Consider the following 14,276-nt stretch of genomic DNA (forward strand, 5'->3'; position numbering starts at 1 on the left):
CCTAGACCCGTTTCGCCGTCAGGCTTTCCACCACCGCCGCCGCCACGCAGATCGCCGAGATCAGATTGCACAGCGCCAGCCCTCCGGCCTCATACGCCGGACGGAACGCCAGCGCGCCGCCTGTCACCGCAAGATAGGTGATGGCCGAGTTCAACCCGAGGACTGCACCGCGTTGCGACGCGTCCAAGGCCGCCAATCGGGACACCGCAAAGTTCAACCCAAGGTGCTGAACGATGCCCCAGATCAGCGCGATCGCCACCAAAAGACCAAAGGTGCCGCCAAACATCAGTTGCGCGATGTAAACCACTGTCAGACCAGAGAAAGACAGAACGCCCGCCTGACGCTGCGGCAATCTGTCCACGTATTTGTCCACCAATGCGGCCAAACCGAACCCGGTGCCGTAGAACAGCGTGACCACGCCCGCGCCGTCAGTGCCACGCCCCAATGCGTCATGCACATGCGCACCGATAAAGGCGTAGGTGCCATAGAACCCCAGCATCAGTGCGCCAGCGGCAAACAACCCGCGCCCGATCCCCGGCACCTTAAGCGCCGTCAGAGGGGAAGATGGACGCGCCGTCGACAGATCGACACGCATGTCGACGAAATGCATCGCGATGAAAACGCCAATGATCGCAAAGGCAAGTACAGTGTAAACTGACCGCCACCCCGCCCATTCCGCCAGAAACCCTGACCCCGCAACGCCCGCGACCAGCGCCAAGGTCCAGCCCGACAGGACCAACCCCATGGACCGCTTTTCCTGCCCCTTGGGGCCAAGCTGAGGGGCCAGCGCATAGATCGCCGGGATCGCAATGCCCGCGCCGATCCCGCCCAAACCCTGCGCCAGCGACAAAGTCCACAGATCAGGTGAGAAAACCGACGCAACCATCGAGATCAAAAGGATAATAACCGATTGATACAGCGCCTTGTTTGCCCCGATCCGGTCCGCGCGAGGGGCCAGAAATACCGCCGAAATCGCTGTGGTCACCCCATACGCCGCCGCCGCGCGTACGATATCCGCCGGATCCCCACCAATATCGCGCGACACGGCCCCGGTGATCGGCGCCAAGACCATCGAATTCGCCCCAACCACGGCAATTGCGGCGGTCAGCAGGGCCAGTTGCTTAGAAATCATTCAGTTTCAGCCAGTTATCGGACGCGCGTCAGCCTATGCCTTGGGCGTCTTGAAATGTTTGGCCAGCTTCAGACCCTGACCCTGATAGTTCGACGCCATGTCGGCTCCATAGAGAACCTCAGGCTCCGCCGCCATCTTCTCATAGACCAGCCGCCCGACGATCTGCCCGTGTTCCAGCACAAAGGGCGCCTCGTGACAGCGCACCTCCAGCACGCCGCGCGACCCGGCACCGCCCGCGGCATCATGGCCAAAGCCGGGATCGAAAAAGCCCGCGTAATGCACGCGGAATTCGCCTACCATCGCGACATAGGGCGCCATTTCGGCAGCATGATCGGGCGGGATGGTCACGGCCTCGCGGCTGACGAGGATGTAGAACGCGCCGGGATCAAGGATGATCCGTTCCTTGCGCGTGCGCACCGCGTCCCAGTAATCCTCTGGATCGTATTCGCCGATCCGGTCCAGATCGATCACGCCGGTATGCGGTTTCGCCCGGTATCCGACGATGTCGCCTTCGCCCGGTTTCAGATCGACGGAAAAGCCAAGCCCATCTTCGATCACCGGCATGCCATCTACCAGCGGCACGCGATTATGCAGCGCTTTCAACGCGGTATCATCTAGCCGCGCCTGACCCGCCCGGAACCGGATTTGGTTCAGACGCATCCCCGGACGCACCAGAACGGAAAAACTGCGCGGACAAATCTCGGCGTACAAAGGCCCGGTATAGCCGCCGGGGATCCGATCGAATTCCGTCCCGCCATCGACAATCGCGCGCGTCAGCAGGTCCAGCCGCCCGGTCGAGCTTTTGGCATTCGCCACCGCCTGCACGCCACCGGGCAGGGCCAGCCGTTCCATCAGCGGCACGACATAGACACAGCCCTTTTCCAGCACGGCGCCGTCGGTCAGGTCGATGCGGTGCATCTCGAACTCGGCCAGTCGTTCCTCAACCGTGCGATCTTCGCCCGTCAGGAACGACGCCCTTACACGGTAAGCCACGGTCCCAAGCCGCAGGTCGATACTGGCGGGCTGGATCTGCGCCTCGGTGATCTCGGGCGTGCCGGCAATCTCGCCTCGGGCGATCATGTCGCGCAGGTGCTGGCTGGGAATGATACCTGTCATGGCGCTCCTCATCTGTCGGCGCAGACTACTTTGCACACGCAGGGAAGGGAAGGCGTCAGACCCCTCAAAACCGCCATCGCATTTACCCGTCTGGACATGCACTTACCGACCGGTAAGATGACGCCGAGGAACCAAAGGAGGACCCGCCTTGAGTATCAAAGGCGTTGCCAGCATCGTTGGCATATACGAACACCCGCTGCGCAAGGCACCGGACAAATCCACCCCGCAATTGCATTACGAATGTGCCCAAGGCGCGCTGGCCGATGCAGGCCTGACGTTTGACGATGTGGATGGTTATTTCTGCGCCGGTGACGCCGGGTGGTTCATGTCGGTCGTTGACTATATGGGCCTGAAAAACCTGACCTATTTCGATGGGACCGATGTGGGCGGATCGTCCTATATCGCGCATCTGAACGACGCTGCCGCCGCCATCGCCATGGGCCGCTGCAAGATTGCGCTGGTCACGCTGGCGGGCCGTCCGCGCCACGACAAACCTGCCGCACGCCCCGCAGGGCCAGAAGCCGGGTGGGAACAGCCCCTTGGTGGCACGCCGCCCAACATCTACGCGCTGGCCGCCCATCGCCACATGCACGAATTCGGCACGACGTCTGAACAGCTGGCGTGGATCAAGGTCGCCGCGTCGCATCACGCCCAGCACAACGAACACGCCATGCTGCGTGACGTGGTGACGGTGGATGACGTGCTGAACAGCCCCATGATCGCCGACCCGCTGCACCGCATGGATTGCTGCGTCGTCTCTGAGGGCGGCGGCGCTTTCATCATCACCACGCCCGAAATCGCCAAATCCCTTGGCAAACCCGACATTCGGGTGCAGGGCGCGGCGCAGGCGATCAAGGGTCAGGACGGCGGCAAGATCGACCTGACCTATTCCGGCGCGGCCTTCACCGGGCCGAAAGCGATGGAAGAGGCGGGGGTTAAGCCGACCGACATCAAATACGCCTCGATCTACGACAGTTTCACCATCACCGTGCTGATGCAGCTTGAGGATTGCGGCTTTTGCGAAAAGGGCAAAGGCGGGGCTTTCGTGGCCGATGGCAACCTGATCTCGGGGCAGGGCAAACTGCCTTTCAACACCGACGGCGGGGGGCTGTGCAACAACCACCCCGTCAACCGCGGCGGCCTGACCAAGGTGCTGGAGGCCGTCCGCCAGTTGCGCGGCGAAGCGCACCCGGCGGTTCAGGTCCCCAATTGTGATCTGGCCTTCGTCACCGGCATCGGGGGCACGCTGGCCGTGCGCCACGGTGCCGCCTCTGCCGTATTGGAGCGTCTGTCATGAGCTATGATCTGATCTCAGCCCCGCCCATCAATCCCGAAACCAAACCCTTTTGGGACGCGGCGGAACAGGGCAAGTTCCTGATCCGTCGCTGCCCCGCCTGTGGTGAGGCGCATTGGTATCCCCGCACCATCTGCCCGCTGTGTCACAAGGCGGATACGCACTGGGAAGAAAGCCCCGGCACCGGCACGATCTACAGCTGGACCCACATGCGCAAATGCCCCCGCGGCCCCTTTGCTTTGGCTTACCTGGAGCTGGACGAAGGCCCCCGCGTCTATGTCCAGTTCCGGCCCGAGGACAACGAGTCGCTGGAAATCGGCAAACGCGCGCAGATCATGTTCCACCCGGTAAAGGATGGCGCGACGATGATGTTCGCGAAACTGATTTAAGAGACAAACTTGACGCCTGCGGTCCTGAACCAGGGCAGCACCGACCCGGGGTGGCGCGATAGCGCCGCCCATGGGGCGGCCCCCTTTCGGGCGATTGCTTCGCAATCCCCTATCGGGCAATTGCTTCGCAATCCCCTATCGGGCAACGGGGCGCTGCCCGGCGTTGCCGCCGGGCGGGACACATGTTCGAAGTCCGCCCCAATTGAACCACCGCCACGGAAACCCCATATCTGTCCTGCGCGAACGATCCATAAGCCACAGGAGGGCAATATGATCGACTTCGACACGACAGACCCGAAACTCCTCCGCGTTACCATCACCGGCGACGTGTCGCGGGAGGAGGTCAAAGACTTCTACGCCAAGTTCAAACCCGAAATTGACGAACGTCACCGCACCGGCGTTCTGGTCGATATCACAGGGTTCAAGGACATCACCCCCGGCGCCATGCTGGAAGACGTAATCGAAGAATTCGGCCTGTTGGGCGATATGTCCAAAATGCCCCGCGTCGCCATGATCACTGGCAACCGCACCTGGGCGGGCATGGTCCGCTACCTCAACCCGATCATCCCCAAGATGGAAACCCGCGTCTTCATGCCGTCCGAGATCAGGGACGCCGAAGACTGGGCCCGCGATCTGCCGGAACCGAAAGAGCGCAAACCCGGCCTCAGCGTGATCGACACCGATCACCCCGACGTGCTGGCGTTCGAATTGGACGGCTACATGGACGACGATGATATGGACATCATCGTGCGCCCCTTCCGCGACCGCATTGATAAGGGGGGACAGTTCAACGCCTTGGCGCGCCTGAAACATTTCGCAGGTTTCGATCCGGAAATCCTGTTTGACCGCGCGCTTCTGGGCATGAAATGGGACGCCATCCGCGCGCTGCACCGCTACGCCATCGTCACCGACCACCAATGGGTGCGCCCCTTTGCCGGCATGGCCCGGCTGGTTAGCAAGGTCGACGTGAAAATCTTTCCCATGGCCGAAGAACAGGCCGCATGGGAGTGGGTCAAACAACCGATTCCGACCGCTGCCTGACAAAAACCAGACGCGGGGCAAATGCGCCGCGTCCCAAGTTCATCTTTCCAGAAATACTCCCGCCGGAGGCGTCCCCGGCGGCCACAAACGCCACCGCAGGGCGTCTGAAACAGACACCCAAAGACCTATGATACCGTGCGGATTGAAGTGGTCGGGCTAGCAGGACTCGAACCTGCGACCTTCCGTCCCCCAGACGGACGCGCTACCAGGCTGCGCTATAGCCCGACGGTCCGGCCTATGTATCGATTTTCGCGGGCAGGACAAGGGGCAATCTGCGCCGATATGCAGATTGATTTTACGGCAGGTGCCTCAGGCGGTCTGACGCGACAGCCAGTTTTGCAGACGGGTGGCCAGACGGCGCACTTCGACCTGATCTTCGGGGCGCAGCGGCGTCTTGCGGGCCAGCGCCAGCGACAGAACCGTGGGGCGATGTTCGATCTCGACCGCCTTGATGGCCGGGCGCGGGCGCGCTTCGGGGGCAGGGGTCTCGGTCGCCTGTGCCGCTGCGGGCTCTGCCGGTGTATCCACCTTGGGCGCTTCGACATTGGCGGTGGTCGGGGCTTCAAGCGTGGGCGCGGGCTCTGCGGTATTAGCGGCGATCTCTGCGTCAGCAGGCGTGTCGTTCTGCGCCGCAATCTCTGCTGCCGTGTCTGCCACGGTGGCGGCAACCTCTTCGGCCTCGACCGGCTCTGCCGCGTCTTCTGCGGCGTCGGCGACAGGCTCGTCTACCTTGGCGGCGATCGCGGGCTCCGTCGCGGGCTCTACCGGCTGGGCCGGGGTGGCGTCGGCGGGCACGGCCTCGACCGGGTCGGGCTTGGCGACGGCGGCGGGCGGATCGGCAGGGGTGTCCTTTAGCTTGGGCTCCATCGCGTCGCGCACGGCGGCGGTGACGGCGTCCAAGGGCTGGCTCATGCCAGACACATGCGCCACGCCCTTTTCGCGCAGCAGCTTTTGCACGCCTTTGATGGTCATCCCGTCTTCGTGCAGCAACCGCTTGATCCCGCCCAGCAGCTCCATGTCAGAGGGGCGGTAATACCGGCGACCACCGGCCCGTTTGACCGGTTTGACCTGCGAAAACTTGGATTCCCAAAAGCGCAGCACATGCGCCGGGGTGTCCAGCCATTCGGACACTTCGCTGATCGTACGGAACGCGTCTGCGGATTTTGCCATTCTTACGGACGCCTCAAGCGCGCGGCTTACGACTTGTTGCCGTCGGCCACGCGGTCTTTCATCAGGTGCGACGGACGGAAGGTCAGCACACGACGGGGGCTGATCGGAACTTCTTCACCCGTCTTGGGGTTCCGGCCCACGCGGGCCGCCTTGTCCCGGACCGAGAAGGTGCCAAAGGACGAAATCTTGACCTGTTCCCCGGCGACAAGCGCGTCGGACATATGGGTCAGAACGGATTCAACAAGCTGAGAGGAATCGTTCCGCGACAGGCCGACCTCTTGAAAGACCGCCTCGCTCAGATCCAGTCGTGTCAAAGTCTTTTCACCCATTCCCATTCCTCCCTTGATGCCGTGCAGAGGGTCTTTTTTAAAACCACATTAAGGCATCCTGCGTCGGAGTGATATACGAGTCAATATCAACGACTTGGAACAAAAAGGTTTTTGCTGTGGAAATCAGGCAGGTGACCGCGACGTCACCACCGGATCACCACGGCACCCCAGGCCAGGCCGCCGCCGATGGCTTCGGCCACCAGCAGGTCACCGGGGGTGATTTTGCCCTCGGACACGCCGACCGACAGGGCCAGCGGAATCGACGCGGCAGAGGTGTTGCCGTGGTCCTGAACCGTGACGATCACCTTGTCCATCGACACGTTCAGTTTCTTGGCCGTGCCCTGAATGATGCGGATATTGGCCTGATGCGGCACGATCCAATCGACGTCGTCATGACCCAGATTGGCCTTGCCAAGCGCCGCATTCGCGGTCGAGGCCAGCTTTTCCACCGCCTGCCGGAACAACGCATTGCCCTGCATACGCAGCTTGCCGCTGGTGCCCGTGCTGGACACGCCGCCATCGACGAACAGCATGTCACGATACTGACCATCGGAATTCAGATCGACCGACAGGATCCCGCGATCGTCGCTGTGGCCCGTGCCTGTCCGCGCTTCCAGCACCAGCGCACCAGCGCCGTCGCCGAACAACACGCAGGTGGCGCGGTCTTCCCAGTCCATGATGCGCGAAAAGGTTTCGGCCCCGATGACCAGCACGCGTTCCGCCTGACCCGACAGGATCATCCCGTTAGCGTTGGCCAGCGCAAAGACGAACCCGGCGCAAACGGCCTGCACATCATAGGCAAAGCCGCGCGTCATGCCGAGCCCCTGCTGAACCATCGTGCCCACGGACGGGAAGGTCAGATCAGGGGTCGAGGTCGCAACGATCACCGCGTCGATGTCGTCTGCCTTCAGCTCGGCCATGGCCAGCGCGCGTTCGGCGGCCTTGACGGCCATCTGGCTCGTCGTTTCATCCTCGGCCGCGAAATGCCGACGCTCGATCCCAGAGCGGGAGCGGATCCATTCATCGGACGTGTCGAGAGTGTCTTCAAATTCAGAGTTCGGAACGACGCGGTCGGGCAGATAGTGCCCGATCCCGGTCGGTACGGCGCGGATTGTCATTCGGCCACCTTGTTAACTTCGGCGGCATCCTGTTCCGATGCGCTCGCGGATGCAACCCGCGCCTTGATCTTGTTTGTCAAATCTTGCTGAGCCAGCTGGAACGCCAGTTTCACCGCAGCGGCCACCCCGGTCGCATCGGCCGACCCGTGGGATTTCACCACCGTGCCGTTCAGCCCAAGGAATACGCCACCGTTCACCCGGCGCGGATCGATGCGTTTCTGCAAGCGCCGCATGGAGGTCAGCGCCAGAACCGCCGCTATGCGCGACAGGGGCGAAAACTTGAACGCTTCTTTCAGCAGGTCGCCAATCAGCTTGGCCGTGCCTTCGCCGGTCTTCAACGCGATGTTGCCGGTAAAGCCATCCGTCACGATCACATCGCACACGTCGCCCGGAATATCCCCGCCTTCGACAAAGCCAACGAATTCGAAATGTCCGCCCGGTGCGGCTTTTTCGATCAGGTCATGCGCGGCTTTCAACTCGGCCCGGCCCTTGTTTTCTTCGGTGCCGACGTTCAGCAGACCGATACGGGGCCGATCCAGATGCATCCCGTTGCGCGCGTAGGACGCGCCCATCAGCGCATATTGCAGCAGGTCTTCTTCGTCCGCACGCACATCCGCGCCCACGTCCAGCATCACGTTGAACCCCGACGGGTTCCGCGATGGCCACAGCACGGCAATGGCAGGGCGATTCACACCGGGGATCTTGCGCAGCCGGATCATCGACAGCGCCATCAGCGCGCCGGTGTTGCCGCAGGACACGGCAACGGTCGCTTCTTTGTTGCGCACCGATTCCAGGCAGGACCACATCGAGGTGTCCTTGCCATGGCGCATCACGTGGCTGGGTTTGTCTTCCATCCGCACGATATCGCGGGCGTCACGATATTCGACACGCCCGCGCAACACCTTGCGGCGTTGAACCATACGTTTCAGGTCCGAGGTCGGCCCATGCAAAATGAACCCGATGTCCGGGTTCTTCTTCGCGGATCGGGCAATACCCGCCACAACGGCATTAGGGCCGCGATCACCCCCCATCGCATCGACAGAGATGATAATGCGGCCCTGACTGGCCGAAGCGCCGGAATGCTCCGTGGCTTCGGTCGTGGGTCCCGCTGGCGTGTGACGAATTGCGTCGCTCATGCGGGTACGCCCAGTTTTACCGTTAGGTTATGCTGCGTCGTCGTCCAGATCGACTTCGTCGGCCATCGCGATGACTTCGCGATCGGCGTAGGAACCGCAAGACGGGCACACGTGGTGCGGACGCTTGAGTTCGCCACAGGACGGGCATTCATTCGGGTTTGCAGCCACGAGAGCGTCATGCGCACGACGGTTGTTGCGCCGGGACTTCGAGACTTTGTTCTGCTGGACAGCCATGTCGCAACCTTTATAGTCTGGGGCCGTGATCGCGCAGCACTTACATGCCACTCGACGCGATCAGGGCCGAGTTTCGTCTGATGCGAGGCTCTTAATCGGTCAAGCGCCACGCTTTCAAGGTCAAATCGGATGAGCGCGCGAAAATACTCCTCAAACGCAAAATCGCAAGCGATTCGTTGCATGGTTCACGCAGACCCGTCGTCGTTATCGTCCTTGGCCAGTTTGTCGCGCAAACCGGCCAGCCCTGCAAAGGGTTTCAGGTCATCATCCCGCAAAGGCGCGGTGCCCTTTTCCGCATAGACCGCTTCGCCCAGATCGACGCCATCGGCGCGCGGATACAGCGGCAAGGCCAGCGCAAGGGCCTCGACCATGACCTCTTGCAGATCCAGCGTGGCGGGCAGCGGTTCGATCGTATCGTCTTCGGGCATGGGCACGCCGTCCCCGTCGCCCGACCCGTCAGAGCGCGCCTGATACGCCTCTGTATCAGGGGTATAGCGGCGGATGACTTCTTCTTCGATCCGGGTCGTCACCGGATCCAGCGTCACCACGCAGGGCTGCACCACGGTCGCGCCCAGTTGCGCGCTTAGCGTCCAGCCGCGCTTGCCCTTGGGCGTCAGCTTCCCGGCGAAGCGCATCTTCTTCAGCGCGATCAGCTTCAGCTCGGTCGCGATCTTGGCCATCGTCGGCTCGTCCGGCGTCAGCAGGATGTCATGGGCCTTGCGATCGTTCAGATCAGCCAGTCGCAACACCGTGTCAGAGCGGGGGGCAGAGGCCATGGCGCGGATCCTTTCTTGAACCGGGGGGATAAGTTGATGTAATCGGGATAAAAGCCACGCGCCACTCTTACAAGGGCCACTCTTGCTAGGGACGCGGGGCAGGGAATTGGGGGCAGGGATGCACGACATGGCGAAGATTACCGCGGCAAAGATCGCGCAACTGCTGCTCGTTGGCGGGTTGGTCCTGACGCTGGCCGCCTGTGTGGAACGCATCCGTTCGCATGGATATGTGCCGCCCGAAGACGATCTGGACCAGATCACCGTCGGCGTCGATACCCGCGATACCGTGACCGAAGTGCTGGGCGCGCCCACCACCTCTGGCCTGACGGACGACAGCGGTTTCTACTATGTCCGGTCGCTCGTGCGGCACATCGGCCCGATCGAACCGAAGGTGATCGAACGCGAAATCGTCGCGGTGACCTTCGACGACGGCGGTATCGTGCAGAACATCGAACGCTTTGGTCTGGAACAGGGCCGTGCGGTCGTGATCTCTCGTCGTGTGACGACAAACGAAACCGGCGGCAACGGCATCCTGCAACAGCTGCTGCGCAATATTGGCAGCTTCGGCCCCTCGGTCGGCGACTCGCTGTAACCGCAGCGGCCTGCGAAACCCGCGCGGGCCGTCACGAAACCGATACATCTTGCAGGCATAGCTGCGGCATCCTAACTCTTTATCGGGCATTAGGCCCGGCGGAGGTGTCTAGATGTTGTCGCTACGCAAAGGTCGTTACCGCGCTCGGTTCGCCGAGTCGCCCGAGGATCTGCTGGCCGCGCAGCAATTGCGCACCCGCGCCTTCCATGACGATCCCGATGCGGATCTGGATGCCGATTACTTTGACGAGATCTGCGACCACGTGCTGGTCGAGGATCAGCGCACTGACGCTCTGGTCTGCTGTTTCCGCATCCTGCCCCTGTCTGGCGGCGTAGACATCGCCCGCAGCTATTCCGCGCAATATTACGAGCTTTCCGCGCTCGAGGCCTTTGACGGCCCGATGGTGGAAATGGGCCGCTTTTGCATCGACCCGGACGTGAAAGACCCCGACATCCTGCGCGTCGCCTGGGGCGCGATGACGACTTATGTGGATGAACAAGGGGTCGAGATGCTGTTTGGTTGTTCGTCTTTCCACGGCACCGACGCCCGCCAGTATCGCGACGCTTTTGCCATGCTGAAGGAACGCCACCTTGCGCCCAAGCGCTGGCTGCCCAAGGTCAAAGCGCCCAAGGTCTTTCGGTTTGCGCAAAAATTACGCCGTAAGCCTGATGCGAAACTGGCTATGCTTCGAATGCCGCCACTGCTGCGCACCTACCTGATGATGGGCGGATGGGTCAGCGATCATGCGGTCGTCGACAGCCACATGAACACGCTGCACGTCTTCACGGGTCTGGAAATCCGCGCCATCCCGCCCGCGCGGAAACGTCTGCTGCGCGCGACGGCGATGTAGGATGCCTCCGGCTGGGATATTTTTATCAAGCTGAAAGGGCTTCTTTGGTCCTTTAAATATTCCCGGGGGAGAGCGACGCAGTCGCGAGGGGGCAGCGCCCCCATAGGACCCTCAGCCACCCTTGACGGCAATCGTGGAAAGCCCTAGCGCAGCGGCATGGCACGCGCACCCCTTCTTCAGCTTTCCGACATCTCTCTGACCTTCGGCGGCGACCCCGTTTTCGCCGACCTGTCCCTTGTGATCCAGCCCGGCGACCGCATGGCGCTGGTGGGCCGCAACGGGTCTGGCAAATCGACCCTGATGAAGGTCATGGCGGGCTTGGTCGACGTGGATGAAGGGGACCGCGTTGTGACCCCCGGCACCTCTGTCGGGTACATGGAGCAGGACCCGGACATGGGCGCCTTCACCACGCTTGGCGACTTTGCGACGTCAGCGCTGGACCCGGCCGAGGCCTATAAGGTCGAAATGGCCTCCGAAGGGTTGAAATTCGATCCCAATCGCCCTGTCGCCACCGCGTCTGGCGGGGAACGCCGCCGCGCCGCGCTGGCCAAGCTGATGGCCGAAGCGCCCGAATTGATGCTGCTGGACGAACCCACGAACCACTTGGACATCGAAGCGATCCAGTGGCTTGAGGACGAGCTGAAGCAGACCCGGCAGGCCTTTGTCCTGATCTCTCACGACCGCGCGTTCCTGCGTGCTCTGACCCGTGGCACGCTTTGGATCGACCGGGGCGCGGTGCGGCGTCAGGAACAGGGGTTTGACGCATTCGAGGCGTGGCGCGACAAGGTCTGGGAAGACGAAGACATGGCCCGCCACAAGCTGAACCGCAAAATCAAGGCCGAGGCGCGGTGGGCCGTCGAAGGCATCAGCGCGCGGCGCAAACGCAATCAGGGCCGCGTCCGCGCGCTGCAGGGTCTGCGCGAAGAACGGGCCAGCCAGATCAAACGGCAGGGCACCGCCGCGATGGAGCTGGCCTCTGGCCCCAAATCCGGCCGCAAGGTGGTTGAGGCCGCGGGCCTGACCAAGACCTATGGCGACAAACCGATCGTGCGCGATCTGGACCTGCGGATCATGCGCGGTGACCGGGTGGCCTTTGTCGGGCCGAACGGTGTGGGCAAAACCACACTGATCAAACTGCTGATGGGCGAAATCCAACCCGACGCGGGCACCGTCAGCCAAGGGTCCAACCTGATCCCCGCGATCTTTGATCAAAGCCGTGCGGCGCTGGACCCGGATCAAAGTCTTTGGGAAAACCTTGTCGGGGACAAGGACATGCGCGTGTCTGGGCAGGCCGATCAGGTGCTGGTGCGCGGCCAGCCGAAACATGTGGTCGGCTACCTGAAGGAATTCCTGTTTGACGAGGCGCAGGCCCGTGCGCCTGTCCGGTCGCTGTCGGGGGGCGAAAAGGCGCGTCTGCTGCTGGCCAAGCTGATGGCGCGGGAAAGCAACCTGCTGGTCCTGGATGAGCCGACCAACGATCTGGACGTGGAAACGCTGGACCTGCTGCAGGAACTGCTGGACGATTTCGACGGCACCGTGCTGCTGGTCAGCCACGACCGCGATTTCATCGACCGCGTCGCCACCACCACCATAGCGATGGAGGGCAATGGGCGGGCGACGGTCTATGCGGGCGGCTACAGCGATTACATGGCGCAGCGCGGGGATAGCGAGACGACGACCAAAGCGTCGAAACCTGCGGCGTCCAACACCCAACCCGCGGCAGAGGCAAAGCCAAAGGCCGCGCCTGCGGACGGGCTAAGCTTTACCGAACGCCACCGTCTGGCCGAACTGCCCGGTGTGATCGACCGCCTTGGGGCAGAGATCGCCAAGCTGGAAAGCTTCCTTGCCCAGCCCGATCTGTACACCAAGGAACCCGCGAAATTCGCAAAGGGGACCGAGGCGCTGGTCGAACGCCAGAAGGCCTTGGCCGAGGCGGAAGAAGAATGGATGACTTTGGAGGAGAAGGCCGAAGCGGGCTAGAACGCGCGCTTGGCCACCCAGGTCACGACGATCACCGTCAGGATGATGCGGTACAGGTGATGCACGGTCACGAAGGCCGGGTTCGCCTCAAGCGACAGGGCCACCAGCGCCATTTCCGTCACGCCGCCGGGCGCGAAGGAGATCAGCATGACGTCGAAATGTTCGCCCGTCAGCGGCACCAGCACCAGCACCATCAGGGTGCCCAGCAGCAGCATCGTCCCCACGCTTAGCACCGCCAGACCTGCGCCGCGCAGCAACATCATGGGCCGGATCCCGACAAAGCGCGTGCCAAGGGCCGTGCCGATGATCACCTGTGCGACCGACAGCATCCAGTTGGGCAAATCCAATGAGGTCACGCCAGACAGTGTGACGATCCCGCCCAAGATCAGCGGCCCCATCAGTTGCGGTGCAGGGATATGCACCAGACGGCCCAGATACAGCCCCAGCAGCACGACCACGGCCGCCAGCGGCAGATGCTCCAGCCCCGTATCCGCAGGGGCCAGCCCCTGTCCGGCGGCTGATCCGACCGGGTGCCCGGTATAGATCGACAGCCCGATCGGCAGCAGGGTCACCACCAGTATGATCCGCAGAAACTGCGCCATCATCAGTTGCTGCATATTCGCGTCGTGCTGTTCGCCGAACATGATCGCCTCGTACAGCCCCCCCGGAGAGCCAGAGAACAGCGCCGTCGCGTGGTCATAGCCGCCGATGCGTCGGAAAATCTGATAGTTCAGGAAAAAGGCGATGGGCACGAAGGCCGTTAGCGCGGCAAAGGAAAACGCAGCCTTGGGCAGGTTCAAAAGCACATCCATCGTGATGCGCGTGCCGATGGCCATGCCGACCACGCCGATGAAAATCGCGCGGAAGGTGTCGCTGAACTTGAAATCCTTGGGGACAAGCCGACGGCGATCCGGGTGGGTGCGGTCGAAAATTTCGGCCATCTGCGCGGCCAGTGCGACGGTGATCAGCGACCCGAGGATAAAGGGCAGTGGCAGCCCCACAGCGCGTGCGGCCAGCCCGCCCAAGGCGCCCACGATGATCAATCCCAGATGCACGATGATCAGTGTCGGGGAGATACGCAGGGCAGAGGTCACGCGGAAGGAAGTCCGATGTCAGGGC

General features: G+C 62.6%; 15 protein-coding genes and 1 tRNA gene. 6 read left to right on the forward strand and 10 right to left on the reverse strand.

The window, feature by feature from the left end; genetic code table 11:
• Window position 1 precedes the first annotated feature (1 nt).
• Together ACI3GR_RS06440 and ACI3GR_RS06445 are read right to left on the reverse strand one after the other, a co-directional pair.
• Window positions 2-1,132: an MFS transporter gene (locus ACI3GR_RS06440; protein ID WP_407493256.1), complete on the reverse strand. Its 1,131-nt coding sequence runs from the start codon at window positions 1,130-1,132 to the stop codon at window positions 2-4.
• 33 nt (window positions 1,133-1,165) lie between these two features.
• The gene (locus tag ACI3GR_RS06445; RefSeq protein WP_407493257.1) at window positions 1,166-2,248 is read right to left on the reverse strand and encodes a 2'-deoxycytidine 5'-triphosphate deaminase; all 1,083 of its coding nucleotides are present in this window, start codon (window positions 2,246-2,248) and stop codon (window positions 1,166-1,168) included.
• A gap of 148 nt (window positions 2,249-2,396) precedes the next feature.
• On the opposite strand from ACI3GR_RS06445, the gene ACI3GR_RS06450 reads away from it, so the two are divergent.
• The 3 genes from ACI3GR_RS06450 to ACI3GR_RS06460 all read left to right on the forward strand — a co-directional run bounded on the left by ACI3GR_RS06450 (window position 2,397) and on the right by ACI3GR_RS06460 (window position 4,972).
• The gene (locus ACI3GR_RS06450) at window positions 2,397-3,545 is read left to right on the forward strand and encodes a thiolase family protein (RefSeq protein ID WP_407493258.1); all 1,149 of its coding nucleotides are present in this window, start codon (window positions 2,397-2,399) and stop codon (window positions 3,543-3,545) included.
• Window positions 3,542-3,931: a Zn-ribbon domain-containing OB-fold protein gene (locus tag ACI3GR_RS06455; RefSeq protein ID WP_407493259.1), complete on the forward strand. Its 390-nt coding sequence runs from the start codon at window positions 3,542-3,544 to the stop codon at window positions 3,929-3,931. The genes ACI3GR_RS06450 and ACI3GR_RS06455 overlap by 4 nt, the downstream gene beginning before the upstream one ends.
• 270 nt (window positions 3,932-4,201) lie before the next feature.
• Entirely contained in the window at window positions 4,202-4,972 is a 771-nt protein-coding gene (locus ACI3GR_RS06460; RefSeq protein ID WP_407493260.1) for a SpoIIAA family protein, read from the forward strand.
• Window positions 4,973-5,120: 148 nt separating this feature from the next.
• On the opposite strand, the gene ACI3GR_RS06465 is transcribed toward ACI3GR_RS06460, so the two are convergent.
• The 7 genes from ACI3GR_RS06465 to ACI3GR_RS06495 form a co-directional block, all read right to left on the reverse strand.
• Window positions 5,121-5,197, reverse strand: a tRNA-Pro gene (locus ACI3GR_RS06465).
• Between the two features lie 84 nt (window positions 5,198-5,281).
• Window positions 5,282-6,142, reverse strand: a complete 861-nt coding sequence (locus tag ACI3GR_RS06470) for a MerR family transcriptional regulator (RefSeq protein ID WP_407493261.1) — start codon at window positions 6,140-6,142, stop codon at window positions 5,282-5,284.
• Between the two features lie 26 nt (window positions 6,143-6,168).
• On the reverse strand, window positions 6,169-6,471 hold the full coding sequence (gene ihfA / locus ACI3GR_RS06475; protein ID WP_407493262.1) for an integration host factor subunit alpha: 303 nt from the start codon (window positions 6,469-6,471) through the stop codon (window positions 6,169-6,171).
• Window positions 6,472-6,614: 143 nt separating this feature from the next.
• Window positions 6,615-7,589: a beta-ketoacyl-ACP synthase III gene (locus ACI3GR_RS06480; protein ID WP_407493263.1), complete on the reverse strand. Its 975-nt coding sequence runs from the start codon at window positions 7,587-7,589 to the stop codon at window positions 6,615-6,617.
• On the reverse strand, window positions 7,586-8,725 hold the full coding sequence (gene plsX, locus ACI3GR_RS06485) for a phosphate acyltransferase PlsX (RefSeq protein WP_407493264.1): 1,140 nt from the start codon (window positions 8,723-8,725) through the stop codon (window positions 7,586-7,588). The genes ACI3GR_RS06480 and plsX overlap by 4 nt, the downstream gene beginning before the upstream one ends.
• 27 nt (window positions 8,726-8,752) lie before the next feature.
• Window positions 8,753-8,959, reverse strand: a complete 207-nt coding sequence (rpmF, locus tag ACI3GR_RS06490; protein WP_407493265.1) for a 50S ribosomal protein L32 — start codon at window positions 8,957-8,959, stop codon at window positions 8,753-8,755.
• Window positions 8,960-9,144: 185 nt separating this feature from the next.
• On the reverse strand, window positions 9,145-9,735 hold the full coding sequence (locus ACI3GR_RS06495; protein WP_407493266.1) for a YceD family protein: 591 nt from the start codon (window positions 9,733-9,735) through the stop codon (window positions 9,145-9,147).
• Window positions 9,736-9,862: 127 nt separating this feature from the next.
• Here ACI3GR_RS06495 and ACI3GR_RS06500 point away from each other — a divergent pair, with 127 nt between their 5' ends.
• The 3 genes from ACI3GR_RS06500 to ACI3GR_RS06510 all read left to right on the forward strand — a co-directional run bounded on the left by ACI3GR_RS06500 (window position 9,863) and on the right by ACI3GR_RS06510 (window position 13,157).
• Complete coding sequence (locus ACI3GR_RS06500) at window positions 9,863-10,327, forward strand: outer membrane protein assembly factor BamE (RefSeq protein WP_407493267.1); 465 nt, start codon at window positions 9,863-9,865, stop codon at window positions 10,325-10,327.
• A gap of 112 nt (window positions 10,328-10,439) precedes the next feature.
• Window positions 10,440-11,177 (forward strand): GNAT family N-acetyltransferase, encoded by a 738-nt coding sequence (locus tag ACI3GR_RS06505; protein WP_407493268.1) that lies wholly within the window; start codon window positions 10,440-10,442, stop codon window positions 11,175-11,177.
• 156 nt (window positions 11,178-11,333) lie between these two features.
• Window positions 11,334-13,157: an ABC-F family ATP-binding cassette domain-containing protein gene (locus tag ACI3GR_RS06510; protein ID WP_407493269.1), complete on the forward strand. Its 1,824-nt coding sequence runs from the start codon at window positions 11,334-11,336 to the stop codon at window positions 13,155-13,157.
• On the opposite strand, the gene ACI3GR_RS06515 is transcribed toward ACI3GR_RS06510, so the two are convergent.
• Window positions 13,154-14,251 (reverse strand): AbrB family transcriptional regulator, encoded by a 1,098-nt coding sequence (locus ACI3GR_RS06515; RefSeq protein WP_407493270.1) that lies wholly within the window; start codon window positions 14,249-14,251, stop codon window positions 13,154-13,156. The genes ACI3GR_RS06510 and ACI3GR_RS06515 overlap by 4 nt on opposite strands.
• Window positions 14,252-14,276 lie beyond the last annotated feature (25 nt).

The sequence above is a fragment of the Pseudooceanicola aestuariicola genome (assembly GCF_045763785.1).
In the GTDB taxonomy this organism is placed as follows: Bacteria; Pseudomonadota; Alphaproteobacteria; order Rhodobacterales; family Rhodobacteraceae; genus Pseudooceanicola.

Excerpts from the sequence above, each read along its gene's own strand:
- ACI3GR_RS06495 (WP_407493266.1), bottom strand. The coding sequence starts at position 9,735 with ATGGCCTCTGCCCCCCGCTCTGACACGGTGTTGCGACTGGCTGATCTG.
- ACI3GR_RS06470 (WP_407493261.1), bottom strand. The coding sequence starts at position 6,142 with ATGGCAAAATCCGCAGACGCGTTCCGTACGATCAGCGAAGTGTCCGAA.
- ACI3GR_RS06460 (WP_407493260.1), top strand. The coding sequence starts at position 4,202 with ATGATCGACTTCGACACGACAGACCCGAAACTCCTCCGCGTTACCATC.
- ACI3GR_RS06500 (WP_407493267.1), top strand. The coding sequence starts at position 9,863 with ATGGCGAAGATTACCGCGGCAAAGATCGCGCAACTGCTGCTCGTTGGC.
- ACI3GR_RS06440 (WP_407493256.1), bottom strand. The coding sequence starts at position 1,132 with ATGATTTCTAAGCAACTGGCCCTGCTGACCGCCGCAATTGCCGTGGTT.
- rpmF (WP_407493265.1), bottom strand. The coding sequence starts at position 8,959 with ATGGCTGTCCAGCAGAACAAAGTCTCGAAGTCCCGGCGCAACAACCGT.
- ACI3GR_RS06480 (WP_407493263.1), bottom strand. The coding sequence starts at position 7,589 with ATGACAATCCGCGCCGTACCGACCGGGATCGGGCACTATCTGCCCGAC.
- ACI3GR_RS06505 (WP_407493268.1), top strand. The coding sequence starts at position 10,440 with ATGTTGTCGCTACGCAAAGGTCGTTACCGCGCTCGGTTCGCCGAGTCG.
- ACI3GR_RS06510 (WP_407493269.1), top strand. The coding sequence starts at position 11,334 with ATGGCACGCGCACCCCTTCTTCAGCTTTCCGACATCTCTCTGACCTTC.
- ihfA (WP_407493262.1), bottom strand. The coding sequence starts at position 6,471 with ATGGGTGAAAAGACTTTGACACGACTGGATCTGAGCGAGGCGGTCTTT.
- plsX (WP_407493264.1), bottom strand. The coding sequence starts at position 8,725 with ATGAGCGACGCAATTCGTCACACGCCAGCGGGACCCACGACCGAAGCC.
- ACI3GR_RS06455 (WP_407493259.1), top strand. The coding sequence starts at position 3,542 with ATGAGCTATGATCTGATCTCAGCCCCGCCCATCAATCCCGAAACCAAA.
- ACI3GR_RS06445 (WP_407493257.1), bottom strand. The coding sequence starts at position 2,248 with ATGACAGGTATCATTCCCAGCCAGCACCTGCGCGACATGATCGCCCGA.